Genomic DNA, 24,988 nt, shown 5'->3' with positions numbered 1-24,988 from the left:
CTTTCAGCCATTTCTGTATTGTTCCACAAGTTTATCTATTTTGGCCCAAAAGAGCGGTAAATTTTCACTTTGTTTTTCAGCCTCAATAATCTCCGCATCCACAGGAACATACCACCAATTATCTTTAGCAAAAGATTGACATTTTACCGCATCTTTTTCCGTCATAAAGAGCGGTTGATTTTCAGCAAGTTTTTCTAATTGAGAGGCTTCAAAATGTTGATGATCTTGAAATGCTTGAGTTTGCTGTAACTGAATCCCTAACTTTTCTAACATAGTAAAAAAACGCTGTGGATTGCCAATCCCTGCGATGGCAACACCTGATTGAAATTCCTTTAATTGGCGTTTTTCATTGGTTTTTAAATTAATCGCAAAATGAGGCACGAGACGCATAACCGCATCTGAATACTGATTTTTTCCACCATTAGTGATCACAAAATCTACGGATTTTAATCGACTTGGTAATTCACGCAATGGGCCTGCAGGCAATACAAAACCATTTCCCAACGCGCGCTCAGCATCCATTACGACAATTTCTAAATCACGCTGTAATTGATAATGCTGTAAACCATCGTCAGAAATAATAATATCGCACTCTGCTTGGCTTAAGAGTAATTCAATCGCTTGCTGGCGATTCGGGGAAATCACAACTGGCGCATTAGTACGTTTCGCGATCAATACAGGCTCATCGCCACCTTCAATTGGATTTGTATTTTCAGTAACAAACAACGGATAAGTTTTAGATTTACTGCCGTAACCACGAGAAATCACACCTACACACAGACCTCGTTTTTTTAATTCTTCCACAAGCCACACCACCACGGGCGTTTTGCCATTTCCACCCACAGACAAATTTCCCACAATTATCATCGGTTTAGGTACGCGATAAGAAGACTTCAGCCCCAAAGAGAATAAGGCGTGACGAATTTGGCTAATCAACCAAAACAATAAAGAAAAAGGCGATAAGAGCCAAATAAGTTTGGAGTTGGAATACCAGAAGGGCATAGAAAATCCTTTCTAATAAGTGCGGATAAAATAACGCGAGTTTTTCAACTCGCGTTTTCGATAATCAATAAATTAGCCAGTAAACTGCATACTGTGTAACTGTTTATAGGCGCCATTTTGTTCAAGCAATGTTTTATGGCTGCCACGCTCACGAATTTCTCCATGATCAATCACAAGAATTTCATCCGCATTTTCAATAGTAGATAATCGATGGGCAATCACAACAACCGTGCGATCTTTCTTTAATTCCTCTAATGCAGATTGGATGGCGCGTTCAGATTCCGTATCTAGCGCAGATGTGGCTTCATCTAAAATTAATACTGGCGAATTACGCAATAAAGCACGAGCAATCGCTAAACGTTGACGTTGGCCACCAGAGAGGCTCGCACCGTTTTCACCAATCACCGTATCAAAACCTTGTGGTAATTTTTCGATAAACTCTAAAGCATAAGCCGCTTTTGCTGCAGCGATAATTTCTTCGCGAGAATACTTATCCTGCGCTGCATAAGCAATATTATTCGCAATGGTATCGTCAAATAAATGTACTTGTTGAGAAACCACAGCGCAGTTTTCACGTAAATTGGATAAACGATAATCTTGAATATTTACACCATCCAGTAAAATTTCGCCTTGCTCAATATCGTAAAAGCGCGTCACTAAATTAGCAATGGTTGATTTACCCGATCCAGAACGTCCAACCAAAGCAACGGTTTTTCCTGCTGGAACGCTAAAAGAAATATTATTTAATGCAAGTTCATCTTTTCCTTGATATGCAAAACTCACATTCTTAAATTCTAATTCGCCTTTCGCGGGTTCAGCTTGATAAGTGCCGTTATCTTTTTCTGGTTCTAAATCTAAAATGGCAAATAAAGTTTGACACGCTGCCATTCCACGTTGGAATTGAGAGTTTACGTTCGTTAAAGATTTTAATGGACGCATCATCGCCAACATAGATGAGAAAACCACCGTAAAAGAACCCGCACTTAGGTTATCTTCTGCAATCAACGGAGTCGTCGCTAAAAACAATACTGCAGCCAAAGCAAGAGAAGCGATAATCTGCACAACAGGGTCGGAAATGGAATCTGCAGTGACCATTTTCATACCTTTACGACGCATATCGTTACTCACTTTATCGAAACGTTCTTCTTCCACTAATTGCCCACCAAAAGAAAGCACCACTTTATGCCCTTTTAGCATTTGTTCCGTTGCAGAGGTTAATTCCCCCATTGAATCTTGTAAATTCTTACTCAATTTACGGAAAATTTTTGAAACGATAGTGATCAATACCGCAATAATTGGCCCGATAACAAATAAAACAAGGGTTAATTCCCAGCTTGTGTAAAACATTACTGCCAATAGTGAAATAATATATGCCCCTTCTCGCACAATAGTAATCAAAGATCCTGAAGAAGAACTTGCAATCATCTCAGAATCATAAGTAATCCGAGAAAGTAATTTACCTGTTGAATTTCTGTCAAAGAAACTCACTGGCATAAACATCAAATGTTTAAACAAGCGACGACGCATTGTCATCACAACTTTGCCTGACACCCATGCTAAACAATAATTAGAAATAAAGTTAGAGACCCCACGCAAAAAAATCATTCCCACAACGACCACAGCCATCATTTTCAAAAATGAATGATCCGCCTTACCGAATCCATCATCTAGCAAAGGTTTTAATAAATAAATAAGACCTGAATCTGCCAAAGCATTAAGCACTAATGCGATAGCAGCTACCACTAAACCCGCTTTAAAAGGTTTAATCATTGGCCACAAACGCTTAAAAGTTTGCAGGGTAGAAAAGTCATGATCTTGTAATTTTTGTTTTTGCATAATCGCTATCTAATAGTAAAAATTGCGCGCATTGTACCTTTTATTCCTTTGATAATCCAATTACACGCGCATACCAAGGGGAAAATTTTGTGCGAGCTTGCTGGATTTCTAATCGGTCTTGAAAAAAATTTACCCGCACTTGCCCCGAAACAGCGGTATTTTCTACCGCACTTTTATAGCGATAAAGCCTTTCCATAACCGAATAATGAGGGAATTTCCACGGATTCCAACGTCCACTAGAAATAATCGCTACATCTGGTCTAACCTGAGAAAGCAAGTATTCACTTGTCGATGTTTTACTCCCATGATGCCCCACTTGTAACACATCAATTTTGCCTAAAGTGCGGGCAAAAATTTGCTCATTTTTTACTTCAGCATCGCCAGTTAGCAAAACGCTATGCTTTCCATCATCGACTAAAATCACACAAGAATGGGGATTATCTGCTCGATCCACAATAGAATATGGTGAAAGTATTTGAAAATGTAGCCCTTGCCAATCCCAATCACGTCCAGCAGTACAAAAAGTGCGGTGATTTTCCCCATAGTTTTTTCGTGAAGGGCTAATAAATTCCACATTGGGATACGCCTTTAAAATTGTTGAAGCACCACCTGCGTGATCGTTATCGTCATGGCTTAAAATCAATTTTTCCAAAACAATCCCTTCTCTTTGTAAATAAGGCAAAATTTCCAACTCAGCCATACTTCCACCTCGCCAAGAAGAACCCGTATCATAAAGAATCCCTTTGCCATTTTTCACAATCAGCGTTGCCAAGCCCTGCCCCACATCTAAAGTATCTACCTGCCAAGTTGGCTTGCTCAATTGTTTAAATAACAAAATCATAAAACAAAGCGACATAATGCCAAAAGAACATCGTAAAACGTTGATTCGCTCATTTTTTAGCAAAGGTTTACTGAGATTTAATGAAAAAAATCTTGCTCGTTTTACTTGCCAGCTTGATGATGAAACCTCAGGTTCTCGGTAAATACTCCAAATAATTAACATAAAAATTCCCGCACAAAGTGCGGTTAAAACCAGCGCTAAATTAAATGAAACATTAAACCAATTCCCTTGAAAAACAGAAATTAACCAAGTAATTCCTTCGGCTAGCTTATTTGCTAGTTGCCAAGAAAAAACTGCGCCGTTGGTAAAAACAGCAAATAAAATCAGTGGCACAAGAAAAAAACTATAAAGTGGAACGGCGATAAGGTTAGCTAAAAATCCACTCAACGATAAACCATTAAATAGAAAAAGTTGCAAAGGCGTAAAAAAGAGTAATAACCCAAATTGCAAATGAAATACACTCAAAATCCACCGTACTTTTTGTGAAAAGGGTCGATTTTTCCATTGAAAAAGAGGAAAAGGCACATAGCGATACCAGAGGATCAAACAACCAACTGCACCACAAGAAAGCCAAAAACTAACTGAAAGCGGCATTAATGGATTGCAGCAAAGCAAGAATCCGACAACCAGCATAAAAAGCAGAAGAGGTGAATAATGTCGCCTTATTATTTGAACGAAGAAAACGAAAACAAGTGCTGAAATGGCACGAAAAGTTGGCACGCTAAAACCAGCCAAATACGCATAAATTAAAGCCAATAAAACACCAAAAACTAAGGGAAAATAAGGATGAATAAAATGGGTGGGGAAAAATACTTGCACAGCACGCGCCAAGTAAAATCCAATTGCCATAGCCAACCCAATATGTAAGCCAGAAATGGCAATAAGATGCGCGGTATTGGTTTGTTGGTAAATTGACCAAGTGGTTTTATCTAACCAAGCCCGTTCGCCAAAAGCTAACGCGATCAATAAACCTTGTAGTGATAACCCTTCCGTTTGCTTTCTCACTTGTTGCAATTTTTCTGCACGCAATGATGAAACATCAGCAATTTTCACCGCACTTTTTACCGTTCCAACAGCAGTAATTCCTTTTGAAAAATACCATTGTTGCCGATCAAATCCGCCAAAATTTAATCGCGCAGAAAGGGGACGTAAGGAAATTTCAGCTTGCCAAATTTCCGATAATTGAGGCACCTCTTTCGCTTTCCAATTTAAAAAAATTCGTTGTTCTTGCAAATTATTCGCCAATGTTGCTGTGATGATAAGTGTTTGATAATCCTGTTGATGCAAAATTTCTTGGATCTCAAACGTCACCACTTGCTTTTGAGCGGTAATATTTTGAGCTTGTTGTAATAAACTCAAAGCCGAATAATGAAAATAGCCAAGATAGGCAACAAAAAAAGCAAGGCTAACTAAGAAATGTTTACGCCAAAAAATAAAAAGAAAAATTAGAACAAGCGCAATAACGAGAGCAACTTGCCAAGGCAATAGCAACAGTTGCGGTAGAAATAACAACGTTAAATCCGCAACAATTAACAAGACAGCTAAAGTTATTAAGTTTAATTTCATTTTTATAAAAGATTAATCCCAGTCTCTCTAAGCCTAGGCTAGTTTTATTTAAATATGCAAACGGTTGCCTCAGATTTTGCGATCCATATCGTAAAAATAAATTTTTCAGGAAAATTTACTTGCTAAAACAAACAACTTCTGATATTTATACCGCCCGCAAAAATTGGGTTCCTAAAAGTGCTGTCAGGAACAAACTAAAATAACAAGACAGGAAGTCGTGAAGTTCACGCTTAAATTCTGTATGTATTAGGAGTGAGAGATGTCAAGAGCATCATTGAGCTTGCTAGATTTAGCAGGCGTTAAGCCTTATCAAATGAAAAAAGATGAAGAATATATGAATGAAGAGCAAATTCTTCATTTCAGAAAAATTCTTAATGCTTGGCACGAACAAATCGTGGAAGAAGCTTCTCGCACCGTTGCACATATGCAGGATGAAGTAACCAATTTCCCCGATCCTGCAGACCGAGCAACTCAGGAAGAGGAATTCAGTCTAGAATTACGTAATCGTGATCGCGAACGTAAACTAATGAAAAAAATTGAAGCAACCTTAAAAAAACTTGATACCGATGATTTTGGTTACTGCGATTGTTGTGGTGAAGAAATTGGCATTCGCCGTTTAGAAGCACGCCCAACAGCAGATCTTTGCATTGATTGTAAAACGTTAGCTGAAATCCGCGAAAAACAGGTTGCTGGTTAATTCATTCTATTGAAAAATACAAAAGTGCGGTTAAAATTAGCCGCACTTTTTTGCATTTAAAAATGCGGAAAAATCCCCTTGCCTTTTTCTTTACAGAAAAAGAGCTAAGTCATTTATTTCCAACTAAAAAAACGGAGTAAATTATTCTTACTTATATCAAAAATTTGTTTGGCAAGAAGACAAAAAAATCAAAAGAGGTTGCCAAAACAAGTGCTCATTCTAAACGAGTTGAGCGTTCTAATAGTCAAATGCCAAAAGCGCGGGCAAAAAAATCAGAACAAACACACCGCTACGATAAAAATGTAATTAAAGCGGCTCAATTTGATATTTCACCGCGTGATTTTAGCCGTAATGCTCTCACCGTAGTGGAAAAACTGCAACGTCAAGGTTTCGAGGCTTATATCGTCGGTGGATGTATCCGCGATTTATTGCTCGGTAAAAAACCAAAAGATTTTGATGTTGCAACAAACGCCCGTCCTGAGCAAATCCAAAATATTTTTCAACGCCAATGCCGTTTAGTGGGCCGCCGTTTCCGCTTAGCACATATTATGTTTGGTCGAGATATTATTGAAGTCGCCACCTTCCGTGCCAATCACAGTGATGCCCTCAATGAAAATCAAGCGAAACAAAGCAATGAAGGCATGTTACTGCGCGATAATGTTTACGGTACGATCGAACAAGATGCAGAACGCCGAGACTTTACGGTCAATGCGCTGTATTACAATCCGCAAGACAATACCTTACGTGATTATTTTGATGGTATTCAGGATCTCAAAGCGGGAAAACTACGCTTAATCGGTGATCCAGTTACGCGTTATCAAGAAGATCCTGTGCGCATGCTACGCTCAATTCGTTTCATGGCAAAACTTGATATGTTCCTTGAAAAACCGAGCGAACAGCCAATTCGTGAACTTACTCCTTTATTAAAAAATATTCCGCCAGCCCGCTTATTTGACGAAAGTTTAAAATTATTACAAGCAGGACAAGGGGTAAAAACCTATCGTTTATTACGTCAATATGGTTTATTTGAACAACTTTTCCCTGCATTAAGCCCATATTTTACAGAGAAAGAAGATAGCTTTGCAGAACGCATGATCGTCACCGCACTTACTTCTACGGATGAACGTGTTGCGGATAAACTTCGTATTAATCCTGCATTCTTATTTGCAGCATTTTTCTGGTATCCATTACGCGAAAAAGTGGAAATCTTGAAAAATGAAGGCGGTCTAAATAACCATGATGCTTATGCTTTGGCGGGGAATGAAGTTTTAGATTTATTCTGCCGTGCTTTGGCTGCACCTCGTCGTCATACTGCGGTCATTCGTGATATTTGGTTCTTACAACTGCAATTATTAAAACGTACTGGTTCAGCACCAATGCGAACCATGGAACATCCAAAATTCCGTGCTGGCTTTGATTTACTGGCTATGCGTGCGGAAATTGAAGGTGGCGAAACAATTGAATTAGCCAAATGGTGGCACGAATATCAATTCAGCAATGGTGAACAGCGCGAACAGTTGATACACGAGCAACAACGCCTACATCCCAAACCAAAGAAAAAATACTACCGTCCACGCCGTCGTAAAACAACGCACTCAGCAGAATAAGGGAAGAGATGATTACTGCATATATTGCCCTTGGTAGCAATTTAAACACACCAGTAGAACAATTACATTCTGCGCTTAACGCGATAAGTCAGTTACCAAACACACATTTGGTAACGACGAGCGCTTTTTATAAAAGCAAGCCGCTCGGCCCACAAGATCAACCCGATTATGTGAATGCCGTTGCAAAAATTGAAACAGAGCTTAGCCCGCTTGCACTATTAGATGAATTGCAACGCATTGAAAATGAGCAAGGTCGAGTACGTTTACGCCGCTGGGGTGAGCGTACGTTAGATTTGGATATTTTGCTTTACGGCAACGAAATCATTCAAAACGAGCGCTTAACAGTTCCTCATTATGATATGCATAACCGTGAGTTTGTCATTGTGCCGTTGTTTGAAATCGCATCGGATTTGGTCTTACCTAACACTCAACCACTAGCAGATTTGGTCAAGCAATTTGATGACCATGAAATGATAAAATTAACTCCCTAGAAATTTCACCGCACTTTTATGAACCTCAAAAGTGCGGTAGAATCTGCCCACATTTTTCTTCATTCATGACCCTTTATGGAAAGCTTAACTCAATATATCCCTGATGAATTTTCTATGCTCCGCTTCGGCAAAAAATTCGCGGAAATTCTTTTAAAATTGCATACTGAAAAAGCAATTATGGTTTACCTTAACGGTGATCTTGGCGCAGGAAAAACAACGCTGACACGCGGAATGTTGCAAGGTATCGGTCATCAAGGTAATGTAAAAAGCCCAACTTATACGCTGGTTGAAGAATACAATATTGCAGGCAAAATGATTTATCATTTTGATTTATATCGTTTAGCAGATCCTGAAGAACTCGAATTTATGGGTATTAGAGATTATTTTAATACTAATAGCATTTGCTTAATTGAATGGTCTGAAAAAGGTCAAGGCATATTGCCAGAAGCGGATATTTTAGTAAATATTGATTATTACGATGATGCACGAAATATTGAATTAATCGCACAAACAAATTTGGGTAAAAATATTATAAGCGAATTTTCTAATTAACTTATTTATGAAAACTAAAATTTTATTTTTTCTTTTTTTCTCAATATTTAGCTTTTCTATTTTTGCAGCCCCAATTACGATTGCGATTGACCCAGGTCATGGGGGAAAAGATCCCGGTGCAATCAGCCGAAACTTGGGCATTTATGAAAAAAATGTCACCCTTTCGATTGCAAAAGAGTTAAAAGCCTTACTCGATAAAGATCCAAATTTTCGCGGCGTATTAACGCGCAGCGGCGATTACTATATTTCCGTGCCTGAGCGTTCAGAAATCGCACGTAAATTTAAAGCGAATTATCTCATTTCCATTCATGCGGACTCATCTGAATCACCTGAGCGTCGCGGTGCATCAGTGTGGGTGTTATCAAACCGTCGAGCTAATGATGAAATGGGTCAATGGTTAGAAGACGATGAAAAACGCTCTGAACTACTCGGTGGCGCAGGAAAAGTGCTTTCACACAATAATGATAAATACCTAGATCAAACTGTGCTTGATTTACAATTTGGTCATAGCCAACGCACGGGCTATGCGTTAGGCGAACATATTTTGCGCCATTTTGCTAAAGTAACAACATTAAGTCGCAGTACGCCACAACATGCAAGTCTAGGTGTTCTACGTTCGCCAGATATTCCTTCTGTGTTGGTAGAAACGGGATTTCTTTCCAATTCAGAAGAAGAAAAAAACTTAACTCTCAAGCCTATCATCGCCGCATTGCTTATATGATTTATGAGGGGCTGGTTACATTCCGAGGTGGAAAAGTAAAACCCCTTGTTAATGATGATTTTGTTCAAAATATCAAACAAAATGACACAAAAAATTCAGAAAAAAATAACCGCACTTCCGAACAAAATACAAATGAAAATAACATAAAAGACAGTGGTATTCATCATATTGTGAAAAAGGGGGAAAGTTTAGGAAGCCTTGCTAATAAATATGATGTTAAAGTATCAGATATTATGAGGTTAAATAAACTAAAACGCCAAGCACTTTGGATTGGTGAAACTGTAAAAATTCCAGATAATGGAAAAACTCAGAAAGCACAAGATGACAAAATAAATTCATCAAAAAATAAAGAAAGTGCGGTAAAAAAGGCAGAGAAAACCACTGAAAAAACCAACAATCCAAAAATAGAAAAATCAGAAAATAAAACGGATAAAAATAAATCCTCAAATAAGACTAAAAAAGAGGAAACCTTATCCACTAAAAAATCTGATGAGAAAAAAGAAATTCCGCTTTACCATATCATTCAAAAAGATCAGACAATCTATGCTGTATCGCGAGAATACAATATTTCAGTCAAGCAAATTTTAAAACTGAATCCAAAATTAAAAGATGGTAAAGCCTTGAGCGGACAAAAAATTAAATTAAGAGAAAAGTAAATGCCAATTAAAATTCTTTCCCCACAACTTGCTAATCAAATTGCTGCCGGAGAAGTGGTAGAACGCCCTGCGTCTGTGGTGAAAGAATTAGTGGAAAATAGCCTCGATGCAGGTGCAAATAAAATCCAAATCGATATCGAAAATGGTGGGGCAAATTTAATCCGCATTCGTGACAATGGCTGTGGTATTCCAAAAGAAGAATTAAGCCTGGCTTTAGCGCGACATGCTACGAGTAAAATAGCCGATCTTGACGATCTAGAAGCCATCTTAAGTTTGGGTTTTAGAGGCGAAGCATTGGCAAGTATCAGCTCGGTATCGCGCTTAACACTCACCTCTCGCACAGCAGAGCAAACTGAAGCGTGGCAAGTTTATGCGCAAGGTCGTGATATGGAAACCACAACCAAACCCGCATCACATCCCGTCGGCACAACCGTTGAAGTTGCCAATCTTTTTTTCAACACACCAGCCCGCCGAAAATTTTTGCGCACAGATAAAACAGAATTTGCGCATATTGATGAAGTCATTCGCCGCATTGCTTTAACAAAATTCAATACGGCATTTACATTAATGCATAATGGAAAAATTGTGCGTCAATATCGCCCTGCCTTCGATCTCAATCAGCAACTTAAGCGTGTCGCCGCGATTTGTGGAGATGATTTTGTCAAAAATGCCTTACGAATTGATTGGAAACACGATGATTTGCACTTATCTGGCTGGGTAGCCACACCAAATTTTAGCCGAACTCAAAATGATTTAAGTTATTGCTATATTAATGGTCGAATGGTGAGAGATAAAGTGATTAGTCATGCTATTCGACAAGCCTATGCACAATATTTACCAACCGATGCTTATCCTGCGTTTGTGTTGTTTATTGACTTAAACCCACACGATGTGGATGTCAATGTTCATCCAACCAAACATGAAGTACGCTTTCATCAACAACGTCTGATTCATGATTTTATTTACGAAGGCATAAGTTATGCACTAAACAATCAAGCACAGATTAATTGGCATACTGAACAAAGTGCGGTAGAAAATCACGAAGAAAATACGGTGCGTGAACCCCAACCTAATTACAGCATTCGTCCTAACCGTGCTGCTGCGGGGCAAAATATCTTTGCGCCACAATATCATGAAAAACCACAGCAAAATCAATCGCACTTTTCTAATACACCAGTGTTGCCAAATCATGTAAGTACAGGTTATCGAGATTACCGTTCTGATGCACCGAGTAAAACTGAGCAACGTTTATATGGTGAATTGTTACGTACATTACCGCCTACAGAGCAAAGGGGTATATCGAATACAGCACAACAAAATATTTCAGATACAACTAAAATCATCTCAACTGAAATAATTGAGTACTCATCATATCTACGCGCCCTTTCACTTATTGAAAATCGCGCGCTGTTATTACAACAGAACCAAGATTTCTTTTTGCTTTCATTGGAAAAATTACAACGCTTGCAATGGCAATTGGCTTTACAACAAACACACATTGAACAACAGCCTTTATTGATTCCCATCGTGTTTCGCTTAACTGAATCACAATTTCAAGCATGGCAACAATATTCAGATGACTTCAAAAAAATTGGCTTTGAATTTATCGAAAATCAAGCACAATTACGCTTAACATTAAATAAAGTGCCAAGTGTATTACGCACACAAAATCTACAAAAATGCGTGATGGCAATACTGACTAGAGATGAAAATTCATCACCATTTTTAACCGCACTTTGCGCACAATTGGAATGTAAAACCTTTAACGCTTTAGCGGATGCACTCAATTTATTAAGCGATACAGAACGTTTACTCACGCAAACAAATCGCACGGCATTTACCCAGTTGCTAAAACCGGTTAACTGGCAGCCTCTATTAGACGAAATTTAGATTCTTCATGAAACCAACCGCAATTTTTTTAATGGGTCCTACGGCCTCAGGCAAAACGGATTTAGCCATTCAACTACGATGCTCGCTTCCAATAGAAGTGATTAGTGTAGATTCAGCACTCATTTATAAGGGAATGGATATTGGCACAGCGAAACCATCAAAAGAAGAACTTGCCCTTGCGCCTCACCGATTGATCGATATTTTAGATCCGTCGGAAAGCTATTCCGCGATGAATTTCCGCGATGATGCACTACGCGAAATGGCGGATATTACCGCACAAGGTAAAATTCCGTTACTAGTGGGCGGTACGATGTTGTATTACAAAGCCTTAATTGAAGGACTTTCGCCATTACCTTCTGCTGATGAAAATATTCGCGCCGAGATCGAACAAAAAGCGGTTCAACGAGGTTGGGCAGCATTGCATACAGAACTTGCCAAAATCGATCCTATTTCTGCCGCTCGAATTAATCCTAGCGATTCTCAACGAATCAATCGCGCTTTAGAGGTTTTTTATATCACGGGAAAATCACTCACTGAGCTAACAGAAGAAAAAGGCGAAGCCTTGCCTTATGATTTTGTGCAATTTGCAATTGCGCCGCAAGATCGTCATATTTTACATGACCGCATTAAACAACGCTTTCATAAAATGATTGAACTGGGCTTTCAAGAAGAGGTAGAAAAACTTTATGCGCGTGGTGATTTAAATATTAATCTACCGTCAATTCGCTGTGTGGGCTATCGTCAAATGTGGGAATATTTGCAAGGCGATTACGATCACGAGGAAATGATTTTCCGTGGTATTTGCGCAACGCGCCAGCTAGCTAAACGCCAACTCACTTGGCTACGAGGTTGGAAAACGCCAATACAATGGCTTGATAGTTTGCAACCTCAACAAGCGAAAGAAACCGTATTACGTCACTTAGATTCTTATCAAAAAGGTTAGAAAAAATGACCGCACTTTCTGCCCTCATTGAACAAAAATTACAATATCTTGGCACAATCCTGTGCCAATCTTTTCCAGAACTTTCCCCAGAAAAAATTCACGAAGCCATTCAACAAAATTCAAATCACCCTGAACTGCCTGTTTATCAATTAGGCTATGCTATGGCAATGTCTGACTTTGTGGAAAAAGTCTTGCAAAAATACCCGCACTTAGTGAAACAATGGTGGGATAAAGCGCCCTGTTTTGCAGATTGCTCTGCCTATATTGAACGTTTGAATAGTGAATTAGCCAATGTGCATAACGAAACAGCACTCTATCAAATATTACGTCAATTCCGTAACATTGAAATGGCAAAATTAAGTTTTTGTCAAAGTTTGAATCTTGCGACTGTTGAGAAAATTTTTGTTCAGCTTTCACAACTTGCAGAAAGTTTAATTATCGCTGCCCGCGATTGGCTTTATCATCAAGCCTGTGCGGAGATGGGCACGCCAATGGATGAACAAGGTAATCCGCAGCAGCTTTATATCCTAGGAATGGGAAAACTAGGCGGTTTTGAACTCAATTTTTCCTCAGATATTGATTTAATTTTCACTTATCCATCACAAGGGGAAACGTCCGTTGAGAATACGAATGCTCGACGTTCTGTGGATAATGGAAAATTTTTTACGCGTTTAGGCCAACGCCTTATTTCTGCCTTAGATGAATTTACCTCTGATGGTTTTGTGTATCGAACCGATATGCGCTTGCGTCCATTTGGCGACAGTGGTGCGCTTGTTCTCAGCTTTGCGGCAATGGAACAATATTATCAAGATCAAGGTCGAGATTGGGAACGCTATGCAATGATTAAAGGGCGAATATTGGGCGCACAAACAAAGGATCCCAACGTACCTAAATTGCAAAAAATGTTACGCCCCTTTGTGTATCGTCGCTATATTGACTTTAGTGTGATTCAATCTTTACGCGAAATGAAAGGCAAAATTGAGCGAGAAGTACGCCGTCGTAGTTTGAAAGATAATATTAAACTGGGGGCAGGTGGAATTCGTGAAGTCGAATTTATCGTGCAAGTTTTTCAACTCATTCGAGGCGGGCGAGAAATCAATCTACAACAACATTCACTCTTAAAGATCTTGCCTGAAATTACCAAACTAGGATTAATTACCGAGCAACAATTCCACGATTTACGCGAAAGTTATATTTTTTTACGCCGCGTAGAAAATATTCTACAAGCTATAAACGATCAACAAACTCAAACACTACCAACCGATGAAATAGATCAAATTCGTTTAGTCGAGGCATGTAAAACATTTACCTGTTTAAATGACAATAATCAAACCATTGAAAAACATTATCCAATAGAAAATTGGGACGATTTTTACCGCACTTTACAACAAAAACAAGAAAAAGTGCGGGCTGTATTTACTCAATTAATCGGTAATGAACAAAATGAACCCTCGCCAACGGATAGCCAATGGCAAGATTTTTTAGAATCAGATTTTGAGGATATTGAACAGACATTATTAGAGAGTAGTGTATCGGAAAATCATATTAATGAAATTTTAGAACAACTTGTTCAATTCAAAAATAACCTAAATCACAGAATTATAGGTTCACGTGGGCGTGATGTATTAAGTCATTTAATGCCAGCGATATTTACTCTTATTTTTGCTCAAGAAAATTACCGCACTTTGCTTCCACGGATTCTGAACATTATTGAAAAAATTTCGAGTCGCACGACTTATTTAGAATTATTATTGGAAAATCCTCGCGCCCTTCAGCAAGTTATTGAACTTTGTGCGCAGTCTCAACTTATTTCAGAACAACTGGCTCGCCACCCTATCTTATTAGATGAATTACTTAATACAGAAGCACTACGCCATCCGTTACCATTTACCCTATATCCTGCAGAGTTACACCAATATTTACTTCGTTTACCACCTGATGATGAAGAACAGCTTATTGATGCTTTACGTCAATTTAAACAAGCAACCCTATTAAAAGTGGCCGCGGCAGATATTTTGGGAGCATTACCGGTGATGAAAGTGAGCGATCATTTAACCTATCTTGCCGAAGCGATTATTGAAGTCGTTGTGAATATAGCTTGGAAACAAGTTTCGTCTAGATTTGGTGTACCTGAACATTTACAAAATAACGAAAAAGGATTTTTAGTGATTGGTTATGGGAAACTGGGTGGCATTGAACTCGGTTATAAATCCGATTTAGACCTCGTATTTTTGTACGATGCCGTAGAAAGTCAAACAACAGGTGGCAAAAAAGTGATTGATAGCAATCAATTTTACCTGCGTTTGGCACAAAAGATTGTAAGTATTTTCAGCATAAATACTTCCGCTGGCGTACTTTATGAGGCAGATATGCGCCTACGCCCTTCTGGCGATGCTGGCTTAATTGGCTGCTCTCTTTCGGCATTTGCCCATTACCAATTAAATGAAGCTTGGACATGGGAAAAACAAGCGCTTGTGCGTGCTCACCCTGTTTTTGGTGAATCATCTCTTAAAGCTAAATTTGAGCATATCCGCCAGCAAGTACTTTCTGCATCACGAGATATTGAGCAATTAAAGCGAGATGTTGTGGAAATGCGAGGAAAAATGTTCACGCATTTGTCCCATTCAAAAGATGGTGAATTTAATCTTAAAACAGATCGCGGTGGTATCACTGATATTGAATTTATTGCTCAATATTTAATGCTTGCCAATGCTCCACAAAACCCACAACTGACAAAATGGTCAGACAACGTACGTATTTTCGATGATATGGCAGAGGCTAAAATTATTAGCCAAACAGATTGCGACACATTAAAACAATGTTATGTTGATTTACGCAATGCTATTCACCATTTAAATTTGATTGGCAAATCCCCTGTTGTAGATGAAAGTGAATTTGTCAAAGAGCGGTCATTTATTCAAGCATTTTGGGATAAGTTATTTAATTCATAAAATAGTAATTAAATCCCATTTTTAATGAACTAAATCTAGCATTTCCTGAGCATTGGCTAAGGCTAATTCTGTAATTTCACTTCCTCCCAAGAGTCTTGCCAAGGCCGGTACACGTTCAGCTTGTGAAAGTGCGGTCATTTGTGTTTCAGTTTTATTATCCACAGTAAATTTTTCTACATTGAACTGATGATGGCCATGACAAGCAACCTGTGGCAAGTGAGTTACGCATAATACTTGGCAGCGTTCACTTAATTGACGTAAAAGTTTTCCAACAACACTTGCTGTTTTTCCGCTAATACCCACGTCCACTTCATCGAAAATTAACGTTGGAATAGCCGATTGATCAGAAGTTAAAACTTGAATCGCCAAAGAAATACGAGAAAGCTCACCACCAGAGGCAATTTTAGCTAATGGCTGAGGTTGTTGTCCTAAATTACTGCGCAAAGTGAAAATCACATTATCCGCACCGTTTGATCCTACTTTATCTAAATCCGTATTCAACTCTACATAAAATTCAGCATTTTCCATTGCAAGTTGTTTTATCGACTGCGTGACATTCTGCGCTAAGCGAGCTGCAGATTGCTGACGACTTGCTGTTAATGCTTTAGCCGTTGCTTGCATTTGTTCAAATGCGAGTTTTTCTTGCTCAATCAACATTTCTTCACTTTCAGAAAAATCTAAAAGTGCGGTTAATTCTGCTTTTAATTTTTTGTGATGTTCCACAAGATCTTCAGGTTTAACTTGATGTTTACGAGCAAGTTGTAAAGCCTGACTAATTCGCTGTTCAATTTCCTGTAAAAGTTGAGGATCTTGCTCGATATTACTCGATAAATTTCGCACTTCACTGGTTGCTTCTTGCACTTGAATCAACGCATCATTCAACATACTTTGCACTTCAGCATATTGCGGATCAAGTTCAGCTAATTCATCAATATATTGTGTCGCACGATAAAGCAAGTTATCGATATTTACCGTGTCATTTTCACTTAAAATTTGCAGTGCAGATTGGGAAAGTTGAGTTAGCTGTTCGCTGCTAGATAAACGACGTTGTTCATCTTCTAATTCCAAATATTCATTTGGTCGAAGATTAAATTCATCCAGTTCATCCACTTGATACTGTAAAAGTTGTTTACGCGCTTCATTTTCTGCTACTTTCTGTTGAAAGTTTTTTACTTGATTTTGCAGATTTTTCCATGCCTGATAATCTTCACGCATTTTTGTAAGCAGTTCTGAATGTGCGGCAAAATTATCAACTAACTGAAGCTGATAGTCATTTTTTAGCAATAATTGAGAAGCGTGCTGCCCATTAATATGAACGAGATATTGAGCAATTTCTTTTAATTGGGAAGCGGATACTGGTGTACTATTAATAAAAGCCTTAGAACGTCCGTCTGCATTAATCACACGACGCAAAATACACTCAGTGGGATTATCAGGATCTTGTAATTCTTGATCATTCAACCATTGATAAGCAGGGTTCTGCGATTCTAGTTGGAAAGTTGCACAAATTTCGGCACGTTCTTGCCCTTCACGCACCATTGAGGTTTCCACTCTCTGTCCGAAACATAAACCTAAAGCATCAATGGCGATAGATTTTCCAGCACCAGTTTCCCCTGTAATGACAGACATTCCTTTCGCCAATTCGATATCAAGCTGGCGAACAATCGCAAAATTATTGATAGTAAGTTGAGTAAGCATAGCAAAATCCTTTAACTGTATATTAATATCATATAACTGATTTAATTTACAGTAAAGGATTTTTTTACAGTATTTTAATGATGCGTTCCTACTATGCTTTTTTATAAAAATTAAAATGATTTCAACCAACCTAATTTGCTACTTAATACATTGTAATAATTATAATTTTTTAGATGAAGCAATCGAAGTTTATGCTCACTTTTTTGAATATGAACCACGTCATCAGGCGTAAAAGGCAAGGCTATTTGACTATCACAGCCCACTTCCAATTGAGATGTATTATGTTCAGCAAAACGAATCGATATTTTGCTATCACCATCAACAACAAGAGGACGAGAAGTTAATGTATGAGGGAACATTGGCACCAAAGCAATTGCATTGAGATTTGGAGTTAAAATAGGCCCTCCAGAAGAAAGAGAATAAGCCGTTGAGCCTGTCGGAGTAGAAACAATTAATCCATCAGAACGTTGTGAAAAAGCAAACTTATCATTGATATATACATGAAAATCGATCATATGTGCAATTTTTGCAGGGTGGATAACCGCCTCATTCACTGCATTACCTGTCGATACAATTTCACCTGCACGCTCAATTTTTGCTTCCAATAAAAAACGTTCTTCCACAAAAAATTCGCCACGTTCTAAACAAGCTTCAAGCTGGGAATAGGCATTTTTCGGGTCAATATCCGTTAAAAATCCCAAATTACCACGATTAATACCAATCAATGGAATATCATATTTTGCTAATACGCGAGCGCGCCCTAACATATTGCCGTCTCCACCAATCACAATGGCTAATTGGGCTCGGCGACCTATTTCTTCTAACGTAGCAAGATGTTCAAAAGGTAACTCAAGTGTTACGGCGACTTCTTTTTCCACCAACACTTGATAACCACGTTCCATTAACCAATGAAATAAGTTTTTATGCATTTGTAAGTTAATATCATTGCGAGGTTTACCTACAAGAGCAATGGTTTTAAAGGAACGATATAAATGATTCATAAAATGACCGCACTTGAATTTAACATTTTCGTCATTATATCGTTTTTTGTTACACTATGCCCAATTACGATTAATCAATTTTGTTTTACGGAGAAAAAAATGTCAGAACAAGAACAAAAAGTTGAAACCCCAGAAGTAGAAAAGCAAGAAGAAGTCGTTCTGGAAGAAGCACAACAAGCAGATCCTTCTCAAGAACTTGATCCTTTAGAAGAAGCAATTGCCCGAGTACAAGAACTTGAAGAGCAGCTAAAAACTCAAATTGAAGAAGCGGCAAACAAAGAACAGGATATTTTACTTCGCTCTCGTGCTGAAATTGAAAATCTTCGTCGTCGAACTGAACAAGACGTAGAAAAAGCACATAAATTCGCATTGGAAAAATTCTCAAAAGACATTTTGAATACTATCGATAATCTAGAGCGTGCCCTTGCCACTCCAGCAAATAAAGAAGATGAAAGTGTAAAAGCCTTATTTGACGGTGTTGAACTCACTTTAAAAGAATTAGTTTCAACCGTTGGTCGTTTTGGCGTGGAAGCTGTGGGGGTTGTCGGTGAAGCATTTAATCCTGACTTACATCAAGCCATTTCAATGCAGCCCGCTAAAGGCTTTGAAAGCAATCAAATTAGCGTCGTATTACAAAAAGGCTATACCTTAAATGGTCGAGTCATTCGACCAGCGATGGTAATGGTGGCAGCTTAATTTATATTTTGTCTAAAGAGCGGTCGGTTTTTCGACCGTTTTTTATATCCATCAATAAATATGCAATAATTTCATTCCTTTTTACTACTCTCAATGAGCTCTCTATGAGTGCATTTAATGCGTTTGTTGAATTTGTTGCTAAAATCATTGCCCAGCCTTTATCGAAGAAGAACACGACTTTGAGCGTGCATAACCCTTCACAAAAGCCCTGAAGGCAAAATGGTGGCGAAAAACATTGAATGGCATAAAGAAAACGGTACTTACACATCTTCTTATATCATCGGTGTGATTATAGTGACTGTGGGCATCCTTACTTTAGCGGGGATTTGGAACGCAACTGCAGCCGCAGAATGTGAAAACCGCATTTTGGCAAAAAAAGCTAAAGCATAAAAAGCATCAAGACTTAAATCTTGCAAAATAATCTCAAAATTTCACCGCTTGTAGTATTTTCCTACAAGCGGTTTTTTTATATGTAAAATTTACAATCTGAGATTGGATTGTTTTTTTTTGCTCATTATTGGTATGATTTATACTCAATTTTACATCGATATTTTTGAGGTCTTACATAATGAAACCAACAACAAAAAAACTGCCTGGCTGGGTACATATTCCTTTATTTGTTTTTATGGCGATTAGTTTCTGGGAAACGGGTAACGGATTTAAAGATTTATTTGGTGCAGAAATTGCTTGGGGATTTTCTGCCGCAATCACAATGCTATTATATGGTTTTACCATCTTAATCGGTAACCGTCGTCTAAATAATCTGCCTGTTTTAGGCTTTTTGATTGCCTACTTTTGCTTTTCACTATTTTCTTTTACAGGAAATTTTAATGCAATCTACACCAACTACCAAGAAAGCCAACTTTATGTAAATGAATTAAATCAACATAGAGAAGAGTTGAACAAAGTGCTAAGCGCTTCGAATAAAGCACTTGATAATTACGATCCAGAAGTCAGTCAAAAACGGAATAAAATTGATGATTTAACTCAACAATTAGTCAGCCAAATTACCGATCCTGCTCGTCCTGGTTTAGGTAAACGTGCTTTAGAATTAATTGCTGAAATTGAAAGTATGTTAGATGGCAAAATTACCAACTTTGGTACAAATGGACAAACGCCAGAACAATTAGCAAAACGATATAAAGCTATTATTGAGCAATCTGCATATAAGAAATTTGTTACAGAGAATCATCGAGCAACATTTGATATTCGTAAAGAAAATAACGAAAAAGCGCGAAAAACAATGGAAAGTATTAATCGTTTGTTAGAAAAATTCATCTCAGTTGGTGCATCTGATAACTTTAATAAACAGGCTAAACAAATGAATTTAGATACCGTAAGTACAATTAATACTATTATTACAAATACAAAAGAAGCTCTCAAAGACGAGGATAAAACTAAATTTAATTTTGAAAACGTGGTTTCTGAAAACCAAGAAGTAGGAAAAATTGCATTTTCATTTAAGTCTGCATTTACCAATGAACCATTTATTGCATTCCTATTTGTAATTGTGTGTTTCTTTATCGACTGGGCGGTAGTATTAAGTTTACTCGTGTTCTTCGGTCGTAACGAAAAAGAACCTGCACAAGTAATTCATTCTGGTCGTTCAATGTAGGAGGCGGTATGTTAAAGAATCCATTTGAAGCCGTAGAGCAAACAATAGAACAACCAACGGAAGAGCCAACTTCTACAATTGATTTAGAAAAAGCCGATTTGCAAATTAAGGAAGAAAATCCACCGCCTGATTTCGTAACGGAAGAACCTGTCATCGAAAAAAATGAATTTGCCACTTTTGAGCCATTACCAGAATTTAATTCAAACTACACGCATACACCAATCAATAAACAGGCAAAATTGGATAAACGTGAAGTGAAAGAATTATCTGATGAAGAATATCATGAACGTGTTAAAGCGTTGAATGAAAATGCAGATAACAAACACTATGTTTTATTCTTTGGTAGCCCAGCTTCGGGTAAAACATGGATTATTGGTAGCGTACTTCACTATATGAAAAATTATATTGGTGGCGTGGTCTACCTACAAACCGACAGGACGACTGAAAGTGAAGAAGAATTATTCTATCAATTACAAGATAGGTTTAATGGCATTGTTGGTACGAAAAAATTAACCAGTACTGATACCAAACAATACTTTGAAATGCATATTTCTTTTACGCCAACGGATAAATCTAAGCCACCGATTGAGATCGTGTTTGTAGATGCTTCAGGCGAACATTCAGAAGAAGCATTCCATAGTCGAGATAAAAATAAATCGGGTATGTTGCCAAATTATTTAACTGCTATTTTAGAGTCAAATGTAAAAACCAAAATTGCCTTTGTTTACGATCAATCCTTATCAGATAACGGCAAAATTCCACAAATGAATGTACTGAGCGAAGTCTTTACCAAAATTCAATATATTCAAAGCAGTCAAGATAAGCAATTTCCAAAAGCTTTACTGCTTTCTAAAGCGGATAAAATCTTTGCTGGCGATATGGCGGCGGTTGAACATAATAGTTACGATCCTATGCTTTATGCATTAGAAAAAATTCCAGCTTTTGCAAATAGTTTCTTTAATGAATCGCCAAATAATAAAACTATTTTTTATCGAATGGGTAAATTTTCGGTCAATTCAGATTTATTAACGGAATTTGATAAAGAGTGTCCAGAGAAATTCTTTAATTGGTTATATAAAGAAGGTATGGGGGTTTCACCCGTAAAAGAACTAAATTGTTGGGACAAATTTAAGCGTTGGTTTAGTGGAAAAGCATAATGGCACAAGAACAAAATTTTAAACAATACTTAGGCTGGGGATTAGTGGGAACCCCAGCGGGTCGCCAATTCACGAGTGATGGAATTGATGAACAACTTAAATTAGGCAAAACAGCTTTTGAGTTAGCACAAGATTTAGGAGGCTGTTTGCCTTCTCCTAAATCGGATGATAACGAGCCTTTATATGCGTTAGTCAGTCGTATTGAACAAAATGCAACGATTTTGGGCTTTGCGGAATACTTTTCTATTTATGAGCAAGGGCAAAGCCGTGCTGGCACTTATTTTGGTAGCTTTATTGAAACGGCTAATGCTTCATTTTCGCCTAACAGCATAAAAGATATTTTTTCTGGTCTTCGTCAATTAAGTATTTATCAAATGACTCACTTTATTGACAACGAGAAAAAGGCTTATCATACCAGTATTACAGGTAAAACATTTGAAGCTCCCAAAGCATTAGATAAAATTCAACTTGTTGCACCAGTTAAAAATAGCATTACTAAAACACCTCCATCTGATTTTTTATTTATTCACTGCCAAAAAGATGAAGTGTTAAGAGTGGCAGAATACTTGATAGCAAGCGGATTATATTATCAATATAAAGATATTTTCTTTACAGAAAGTGAACATATTTCTGCACAAGTACGCAAGATGAAACGATTACAGATTTCGTCAGCGCAATTATTTAGTTTAGATGTCTTTGTTTCGCCTTATAAATCTGAAATTCATTATTTACACTCTTATATTCAAGAGTTAAGCAAGAAATATCAGGATGCAATAAATGAAATTAAACGCTTAAATGAAGAGCAAGAGCAGATTATCAATAAGAAAGTTCAAGAGCAAGAAGCTCTCTTCCAACAACAAGTTAATAAAATTGAGGAAGAAAAAAATAAACTGCTTGAGTTAGCTGGTTTAGGTCAAATTAAGCTTTCAAAATTTGCAAAGGGTATTATTTCGGAAGTTTCTCCTGCAATAGATCAACGAATAGATCAGCGTTTAGATACAAAACTAACCGAATTCAGTTCAAAAATATCATCTGTAATTAAATCTGCAACGGATAATGTGATGCTTCCACCCCAAAAAGTAACCAAACCAAGTTGGATTATTTTATCAGGTATTTTGGGATTTATTGTGATTGTTTTATCAATATTGCTTATTTGGATGGGACTTCAATCTTCAGATCTTGAGACAAAAATAACAGAGAAAACCAATACAATAACCAATCAACAAAATTATATTTCTGAACTAAAAGGTAATAATTCTAAATTAGAAGGAAAACTTAACGAATTACGTTCTAAAACAAACTCTTCTGATAGATTACCTTTAGAAGTAGATAAGAATAAGAGAGGAAAATAAGTGAAACGAAATAAATTAAAAGCATTTCTTTTGCTTTCTCCACTATTATTAACTGCTTGCTCTGATGAAAATGCAGAACAATGTAAAACCTTAATCAATGATGAGGCAATGCGTGCTCTTTCAATTTCTTTCTGTGAAAAGGCAGCAAATTATGGCGATGCAGAATCACAATTCAACTTTGCTACTTTATTACTTGAGGAAGGAAACAGAGAAAAAGCGGTCACTTTTTTAGAAAAATCTGCTAATCAGAAAAATGGACAAGCCGCCTATAAATTAGGGGAAATTTATGAGAGCCAAACTGATTTAGAAAAAGCCGCGTTCTATTATGAAGAGGGGTGCAAACAAAGCGAATTAAAGGCTTGCGAACGTTCTCGTGCGTTGATGAAACAACAAAACGAGAAAGATAAAGCTGACAAAGTCGCATTAGAAAAAGCGAAATTAGAAGCACAAGCAAAAGCTCAAGCAAAGCAAATCGCTTTGGAGGAAGCAAAGGCGAGAACACTTGCCCAAGAAAAAGCCAAATTAGATGCTGAAGCAAAAGCACAAGAACAAGCACGTTTAAACGAAGAAGCCAAACAGCGTAAAGCCGAAGTCGATGCGATTAAAGCAAGAGCAAAAGGCAAAAAATTCCGTTATGACTTAGCGAAATATCAAGATGGCGCATTGTGGGGGCATATCAATCAAGATGGACAATTCATAATAAAACCACAATGGGCTTATGCCGCTGATTTCTATGATGGTTTGGCCGCAGTGAAAACAACGGATGGAAAATGGGGCTATATTAATACAAATGGCCAGTATCAAATTTATCCTAAATTTTCCTGCGTATGGTATTTCAGCGAAGGCTTAGCTGCTGTCTCTGAAACAGGGTACGGTAACAACTGTCAAGGTGGCAAATGGGGTTTTATTGATAAAAACGGAGCTTGGGTGATTTCACCAACATTAGATAATGTTATATGGGGTGCTTTTAAAAATGGCGTAACAAAAATTACTTACAATGGGCATACTGGCTACATCAATAGGCAGGCACAATGGATTAATTATCAAGAATAATGGAGAATTAAAATGTTCTATAAAAACAAATTATTATGTTTAGGTTTATTAGCAATTCCTGCCATTGCCATAGCTGAATTTTATAAAGTTGAAATAACAAGATTGGATTCCGATTTGTATCGTACTACTGATGGAACTTATATTGAAACTAAATTCTGTCATGAATATGCTCGAGGAGATGAAGCAGTGTTATCTTACGAGCAATATTCTTACGATAACAAACTTATCTTTCAAAATGGAGAAACTTGCGATGTAAAACGTATATTCAGATAGCTGATTTCTCTTAAAATCCCACCGCTTGTAAGCATAATACAAGCGGTGTTTTTTAGAAAAAATCTTACTATCTCAAATCAAACAACAAAAATTCCACTTCACCGACCGTTTGCAATGCAAAGCAGCAAACTAATGGTTTGGGTAGTATTTGGAAGCTTTTTCAAATCATCATACATTCGCACATACATATCCAGCTGCCCAATATCTTGATGAGTCAGTTTTTCAGTTCAACAGTTACAAAGCATTTCAGAATATGGGTATAGAAAACTAGATCGATAAAAAAATCTCAGGTTTCCTTACGAATATGGCCTTGACGATACACAAGGGCAAAACCTTTACCAAGCTCAAGCATAAAAATTATATGATTAATTTTATTGTTCACACTCTCCA

19 protein-coding genes and 2 pseudogenes are annotated in these 24,988 nt (G+C 37.5%); 15 read left to right on the top strand and 6 right to left on the bottom strand.

The features are described 5' to 3' along the window. Positions 1-3: 3 nt before the first annotated feature. The 3 genes from lpxK to GG9_RS07385 form a co-directional block, all read right to left on the bottom strand. On the bottom strand, positions 4-1,002 hold the full coding sequence (gene lpxK, locus GG9_RS07375; protein ID WP_005630225.1) for a tetraacyldisaccharide 4'-kinase: 999 nt from the start codon (positions 1,000-1,002) through the stop codon (positions 4-6). A 72-nt stretch (positions 1,003-1,074) separates the two neighbouring features. After that, positions 1,075-2,838: a lipid A ABC transporter ATP-binding protein/permease MsbA gene (gene msbA, locus GG9_RS07380; RefSeq protein WP_005630223.1), complete on the bottom strand. Its 1,764-nt coding sequence runs from the start codon at positions 2,836-2,838 to the stop codon at positions 1,075-1,077. A gap of 40 nt (positions 2,839-2,878) precedes the next feature. Beyond that, complete coding sequence (locus GG9_RS07385) at positions 2,879-5,245, bottom strand: DNA internalization-related competence protein ComEC/Rec2 (protein ID WP_005630222.1); 2,367 nt, start codon at positions 5,243-5,245, stop codon at positions 2,879-2,881. 259 nt (positions 5,246-5,504) lie between these two features. Here GG9_RS07385 and dksA point away from each other — a divergent pair, with 259 nt between their 5' ends. The 8 genes and pseudogenes from dksA to glnE all read left to right on the top strand — a co-directional run bounded on the left by dksA (position 5,505) and on the right by glnE (position 15,753). Beyond that, the gene (gene dksA / locus GG9_RS07390; protein WP_005630220.1) at positions 5,505-5,942 is read left to right on the top strand and encodes an RNA polymerase-binding protein DksA; all 438 of its coding nucleotides are present in this window, start codon (positions 5,505-5,507) and stop codon (positions 5,940-5,942) included. Between the two features lie 164 nt (positions 5,943-6,106). After that, positions 6,107-7,549 carry a polynucleotide adenylyltransferase PcnB gene (pcnB, locus tag GG9_RS07395; protein WP_420167072.1) on the top strand — a complete coding sequence of 481 codons (1,443 nt, stop codon included), beginning with the start codon at positions 6,107-6,109 and terminating at the stop codon, positions 7,547-7,549. Between the two features lie 8 nt (positions 7,550-7,557). Next, the gene (gene folK / locus GG9_RS07400; protein WP_005630215.1) at positions 7,558-8,040 is read left to right on the top strand and encodes a 2-amino-4-hydroxy-6-hydroxymethyldihydropteridine diphosphokinase; all 483 of its coding nucleotides are present in this window, start codon (positions 7,558-7,560) and stop codon (positions 8,038-8,040) included. 75 nt (positions 8,041-8,115) lie between these two features. Further along, a complete protein-coding gene (gene tsaE, locus GG9_RS07405) occupies positions 8,116-8,592 on the top strand; it encodes a tRNA (adenosine(37)-N6)-threonylcarbamoyltransferase complex ATPase subunit type 1 TsaE (protein ID WP_005630213.1) in 477 nt (158 codons plus the stop codon). Between the two features lie 7 nt (positions 8,593-8,599). After that, positions 8,600-9,969, top strand: a pseudogene (locus GG9_RS09460) (N-acetylmuramoyl-L-alanine amidase). Continuing rightward, a complete protein-coding gene (mutL, locus tag GG9_RS07410; RefSeq protein ID WP_005630207.1) occupies positions 9,970-11,859 on the top strand; it encodes a DNA mismatch repair endonuclease MutL in 1,890 nt (629 codons plus the stop codon). Positions 11,860-11,866: 7 nt separating this feature from the next. Next, the gene (gene miaA, locus GG9_RS07415) at positions 11,867-12,802 is read left to right on the top strand and encodes a tRNA (adenosine(37)-N6)-dimethylallyltransferase MiaA (protein WP_005630205.1); all 936 of its coding nucleotides are present in this window, start codon (positions 11,867-11,869) and stop codon (positions 12,800-12,802) included. Between the two features lie 5 nt (positions 12,803-12,807). Then, positions 12,808-15,753, top strand: coding sequence for a bifunctional [glutamate--ammonia ligase]-adenylyl-L-tyrosine phosphorylase/[glutamate--ammonia-ligase] adenylyltransferase (glnE, locus tag GG9_RS07420; RefSeq protein WP_005630203.1), 2,946 nt, complete (start codon positions 12,808-12,810; stop codon positions 15,751-15,753). 21 nt (positions 15,754-15,774) lie between these two features. Here glnE and recN read toward each other — a convergent pair whose 3' ends face one another. Next, positions 15,775-17,451 carry a DNA repair protein RecN gene (gene recN, locus GG9_RS07425; protein ID WP_005630201.1) on the bottom strand — a complete coding sequence of 559 codons (1,677 nt, stop codon included), beginning with the start codon at positions 17,449-17,451 and terminating at the stop codon, positions 15,775-15,777. Positions 17,452-17,561: 110 nt separating this feature from the next. After that, positions 17,562-18,452 carry an NAD(+) kinase gene (locus GG9_RS07430; RefSeq protein ID WP_005630199.1) on the bottom strand — a complete coding sequence of 297 codons (891 nt, stop codon included), beginning with the start codon at positions 18,450-18,452 and terminating at the stop codon, positions 17,562-17,564. Between the two features lie 99 nt (positions 18,453-18,551). On the opposite strand from GG9_RS07430, the gene grpE reads away from it, so the two are divergent. The 7 genes and pseudogenes from grpE (at position 18,552) to GG9_RS07455 (ending at position 24,598) form a co-directional block, all read left to right on the top strand. Next, a complete protein-coding gene (grpE, locus tag GG9_RS07435; RefSeq protein ID WP_141561825.1) occupies positions 18,552-19,148 on the top strand; it encodes a nucleotide exchange factor GrpE in 597 nt (198 codons plus the stop codon). A gap of 192 nt (positions 19,149-19,340) precedes the next feature. Continuing rightward, positions 19,341-19,490 (top strand): annotated as a pseudogene (locus tag GG9_RS09235) (DUF417 family protein); the annotation flags it as partial. A gap of 226 nt (positions 19,491-19,716) precedes the next feature. Next, on the top strand, positions 19,717-20,763 hold the full coding sequence (locus GG9_RS0108485) for a hypothetical protein (protein WP_032825028.1): 1,047 nt from the start codon (positions 19,717-19,719) through the stop codon (positions 20,761-20,763). 8 nt (positions 20,764-20,771) lie between these two features. Then, positions 20,772-21,920: a TRAFAC clade GTPase domain-containing protein gene (locus tag GG9_RS07440; RefSeq protein WP_005630195.1), complete on the top strand. Its 1,149-nt coding sequence runs from the start codon at positions 20,772-20,774 to the stop codon at positions 21,918-21,920. Beyond that, positions 21,920-23,272: a hypothetical protein gene (locus GG9_RS07445; RefSeq protein WP_005630193.1), complete on the top strand. Its 1,353-nt coding sequence runs from the start codon at positions 21,920-21,922 to the stop codon at positions 23,270-23,272. The genes GG9_RS07440 and GG9_RS07445 overlap by 1 nt, the downstream gene beginning before the upstream one ends. Beyond that, the gene (locus tag GG9_RS07450; protein WP_005630191.1) at positions 23,273-24,325 is read left to right on the top strand and encodes a WG repeat-containing protein; all 1,053 of its coding nucleotides are present in this window, start codon (positions 23,273-23,275) and stop codon (positions 24,323-24,325) included. A 12-nt stretch (positions 24,326-24,337) separates the two neighbouring features. Continuing rightward, positions 24,338-24,598 carry a hypothetical protein gene (locus GG9_RS07455; RefSeq protein ID WP_005630189.1) on the top strand — a complete coding sequence of 87 codons (261 nt, stop codon included), beginning with the start codon at positions 24,338-24,340 and terminating at the stop codon, positions 24,596-24,598. A gap of 286 nt (positions 24,599-24,884) precedes the next feature. Here the strand turns inward: GG9_RS07455 and GG9_RS09680 are convergent, their stop codons facing one another. After that, positions 24,885-24,980, bottom strand: coding sequence for a DUF1016 domain-containing protein (locus GG9_RS09680; protein ID WP_237702617.1), 96 nt, complete (start codon positions 24,978-24,980; stop codon positions 24,885-24,887). Positions 24,981-24,988: the final 8 nt, after the last annotated feature.

Origin of the sequence: Haemophilus haemolyticus M19501 (assembly GCF_000222025.1) — a bacterium.
GTDB lineage: Bacteria > Pseudomonadota > Gammaproteobacteria > Enterobacterales > Pasteurellaceae > Haemophilus > Haemophilus haemolyticus_G.
This window is presented reverse-complemented; position numbering and strand designations above follow the sequence as displayed.

Coding starts and splice junctions, on each gene's coding strand:
- grpE (WP_141561825.1), top strand. CDS start 18,552: ATGTCAGAACAAGAACAAAAAGTTGAAACCCCAGAAGTAGAAAAGCAA.
- GG9_RS07455 (WP_005630189.1), top strand. CDS start 24,338: ATGTTCTATAAAAACAAATTATTATGTTTAGGTTTATTAGCAATTCCT.
- mutL (WP_005630207.1), top strand. CDS start 9,970: ATGCCAATTAAAATTCTTTCCCCACAACTTGCTAATCAAATTGCTGCC.
- GG9_RS07385 (WP_005630222.1), bottom strand. CDS start 5,245: ATGAAATTAAACTTAATAACTTTAGCTGTCTTGTTAATTGTTGCGGAT.
- recN (WP_005630201.1), bottom strand. CDS start 17,451: ATGCTTACTCAACTTACTATCAATAATTTTGCGATTGTTCGCCAGCTT.
- msbA (WP_005630223.1), bottom strand. CDS start 2,838: ATGCAAAAACAAAAATTACAAGATCATGACTTTTCTACCCTGCAAACT.
- folK (WP_005630215.1), top strand. CDS start 7,558: ATGATTACTGCATATATTGCCCTTGGTAGCAATTTAAACACACCAGTA.
- lpxK (WP_005630225.1), bottom strand. CDS start 1,002: ATGCCCTTCTGGTATTCCAACTCCAAACTTATTTGGCTCTTATCGCCT.
- miaA (WP_005630205.1), top strand. CDS start 11,867: ATGAAACCAACCGCAATTTTTTTAATGGGTCCTACGGCCTCAGGCAAA.
- GG9_RS0108485 (WP_032825028.1), top strand. CDS start 19,717: ATGAAACCAACAACAAAAAAACTGCCTGGCTGGGTACATATTCCTTTA.
- glnE (WP_005630203.1), top strand. CDS start 12,808: ATGACCGCACTTTCTGCCCTCATTGAACAAAAATTACAATATCTTGGC.
- dksA (WP_005630220.1), top strand. CDS start 5,505: ATGTCAAGAGCATCATTGAGCTTGCTAGATTTAGCAGGCGTTAAGCCT.
- GG9_RS07430 (WP_005630199.1), bottom strand. CDS start 18,452: ATGAATCATTTATATCGTTCCTTTAAAACCATTGCTCTTGTAGGTAAA.
- GG9_RS07445 (WP_005630193.1), top strand. CDS start 21,920: ATGGCACAAGAACAAAATTTTAAACAATACTTAGGCTGGGGATTAGTG.
- tsaE (WP_005630213.1), top strand. CDS start 8,116: ATGGAAAGCTTAACTCAATATATCCCTGATGAATTTTCTATGCTCCGC.
- GG9_RS07440 (WP_005630195.1), top strand. CDS start 20,772: ATGTTAAAGAATCCATTTGAAGCCGTAGAGCAAACAATAGAACAACCA.